Origin of the sequence: Phytobacter sp. V69 (assembly GCF_965644215.1) — a bacterium.
Taxonomy (GTDB): domain Bacteria; phylum Pseudomonadota; class Gammaproteobacteria; order Enterobacterales; family Enterobacteriaceae; genus Phytobacter.
In genome coordinates this window covers 1-2,402 of the sequence record NZ_CBFFRL010000363.1, presented here as the reverse complement: position 1 = coordinate 2,402, position 2,402 = coordinate 1, and the positions used below count along the sequence as shown (strand labels likewise).

The 2,402-nt window shown below is 56.5% G+C and carries 3 protein-coding genes; all 3 read right to left on the bottom strand.

Going from position 1 to position 2,402, the window contains the following annotated elements:
• Nucleotides 1-1,573, bottom strand: a 1,573-nt coding sequence (gene tnpC / locus ACSZPU_RS25070; RefSeq protein WP_499004304.1) for an IS66 family transposase, incomplete at its 3' end; no start/stop codon positions are given.
• A gap of 30 nt (nt 1,574-1,603) precedes the next feature.
• Nucleotides 1,604-1,954 carry an IS66 family insertion sequence element accessory protein TnpB gene (gene tnpB / locus ACSZPU_RS25065; RefSeq protein WP_499004303.1) on the bottom strand — a complete coding sequence of 117 codons (351 nt, stop codon included), beginning with the start codon at nt 1,952-1,954 and terminating at the stop codon, nt 1,604-1,606.
• On the bottom strand, nt 1,951-2,364 hold the full coding sequence (gene tnpA / locus ACSZPU_RS25060; protein WP_499004302.1) for an IS66-like element accessory protein TnpA: 414 nt from the start codon (nt 2,362-2,364) through the stop codon (nt 1,951-1,953). The genes tnpB and tnpA overlap by 4 nt, the downstream gene beginning before the upstream one ends.
• Nucleotides 2,365-2,402 lie beyond the last annotated feature (38 nt).

The window sequence follows — 2,402 nt, the reverse complement described above, 5'->3', positions numbered from 1 at the left end:
CGTTCCATGGCAGCAGTTCGGCCACTTTGTTGCTGGGCCACTCCGGCAGTACGCTCAGGATATGGCGAAGGTAAGCCTCCGGATCGATTCCATTCAGTCTGCACGTTCCGATCAGACCATACAGCAGGGCTCCACGCTCGCCACCATGATCGCTGCCGAAGAAGATGTAGTTTTTCTTGCCCAGACAGACCGCTCGTAGCGCACGCTCAGCAGCGTTATTATCCGGCTCTGCCAGACCGTCATCACAGTAGTAACACAGGGCATCCCACTGGTTCAGGGCATAAGCGAACGCTTCGCCCAGCCGGGATTTTTTTGACAGTGTCGTGCTTTTTTCCACCAACCACGCATGCAGAGAAGCCAGTAGCGGTTTGCTACGGGATTGCCTGGCTGCCAGACGCTCTGCTGTCGTGAGGCCGCGTATTTCCTTTTCTATCGCGTACAACTCACCGATCCGTTTCAGGGCCTCTTCTGCCGTCGCTGTTTGAGTGCTTACATAGACGTCATGGATTTTTCTGCGCGCATGGGCCCAGCATGCAGCTTCTGTCAGCGGCCCTCCTTCACGTTCCGGACTGAACAACCGATCATAACCTGCGAAGGCATCCGCCTGCAGCACACCATGATAGTGACGAAGATGCTGCTGAGGATGCTTCCCCTGCCTGTCCGGCGAGAAGGCGAACCACGCCGCTGGCGGATCTGACGCTCCAGCGCTCCGGTCATCGCGAACATACGTCCAGATACGCCCGGTTTTCGTCTTCGTTCTGCCCGGTGCCAGCACCGGCACCGGGGTATCGTCCGTATGCAGTTTGCGGCAGTCCATCACGTAGTGGTAAAGAGCTTCATCCAGCGGAGCCATTAACCGGCAGCACGCATCCACCCAGTTGGAGAGCAGCGCCCGGCTCAGATCCACACCCTGACGGGCAAAGATTTCAGTCTGGCGATACAGTGGCGTATGTTCACAGTACTTGCTCGTTAACACGCGGGCCAGCAGACCCGGTCCGGCGATACCCCGGTCGATAGGACGTGATGGCGCAGGGGCTTCAACGATACAGTCGCATCTGACGCAGGCTTTTTTCACTCTGACCGTGCGGATCACTTTCAGGGCGCTGGAGACCAGCTCCAGTTGCTCCGCGCTGACTTCGCTGAGGTACTCCATACCGTTGCCGCATTCCGGGCAGCAGGTTTCCGCTGGCTCCAGCCGGTGTATTTCACGGGGAAGGTGTTCCGGTAACGGGCGACGATGACGGGACTGGCGCAACTGGCGAGGTACCAGTGGATCGTCTTCCCGTCCGTTGTAGCGATCGCTTTGCTGCTCCTGCTGTTTCAGCAGGGCTTCGGCTTCTTCAACCTGTTGGCGAAGTTTTTCTGAGCGGGTACCGAACAGCATTCGCCGCAGTTTTTCTATCTGTGCCCGCAGATGCTCTATTTCACGCTCTTCGTTCTCTATTTTCTCTTCAGCGCGGGCCAGCGCCGAACGCAGGAACGACTCAGTCTCTGCTACGAGGCTGAGTTGATTGTCTTTCTGGCGGAGCGCGTCTTCCAGCGCGGCGATACGGGTGAGATAGTCCTGACTCATGACCCCATTTATAATGCGGTCATGTGCTTTTTACAACATTGTCAGAGAGTTAAGGCGAGCTGTTTTTGGCTGACGCCAGTCCAGCTTATCGAGGAGCATGGCGAGCTGTGAGCGGGTAATGGCGATTTTGCCGTCGCGTACAGAAGGCCAGATGAACTGGCCTTCTTCCAGTCGTTTGGTAAACAGGCACAGTCCATCAGCATCGGCCCAGAGGATTTTTACGGTATCTCCCTTGCGGCCACGGAAGATGAACAGATGGCCGGAGAAAGGATCCTCATCGAGGGCGTGCTGTACCAGCTCGCCCAGACCATTGAAAGACTTACGCATATCGGTGACCCCGGCAACCAGCCAGATACGGGTGCCTGACGGTAGGGATATCATTGACTTCTCCCGGTCAGCTCGCGAAGCAGTACAGCCAGCAACTCTGGTGACGGGTTCTCCAGCTTCATTTTTCCGTAGCGGAACTCGACGCAGCAGGAGGAGGCGTTCAGCGCTGAGAACTGAGCCGGCTCTGTGTTTACCCCGCAAGATGGAGTCGGATCAGGTACCACCTCAACAGGCAATATCGTGGGTAGTGATGAAGTCACGACGGTAGCCGGAAGGCGGCGCGATATGCGGCCTTCATTCTGCCAGAGCCGCAGCCATTTGAAGATGACGTTATCATTGACGCCGTTTTCACGGGCAATCTGAGCAACGCAGGCTCCGGGACGGGAAGCCAGTTCAACCATACGGAGCTTAAAATCATTCGAATAATTCTTACGGGGTTCTTTTCGCCAGGATTGGGATTCCATACTTAGATGTCCGTCTGTACAGGTGGGCGTCTAAGTTA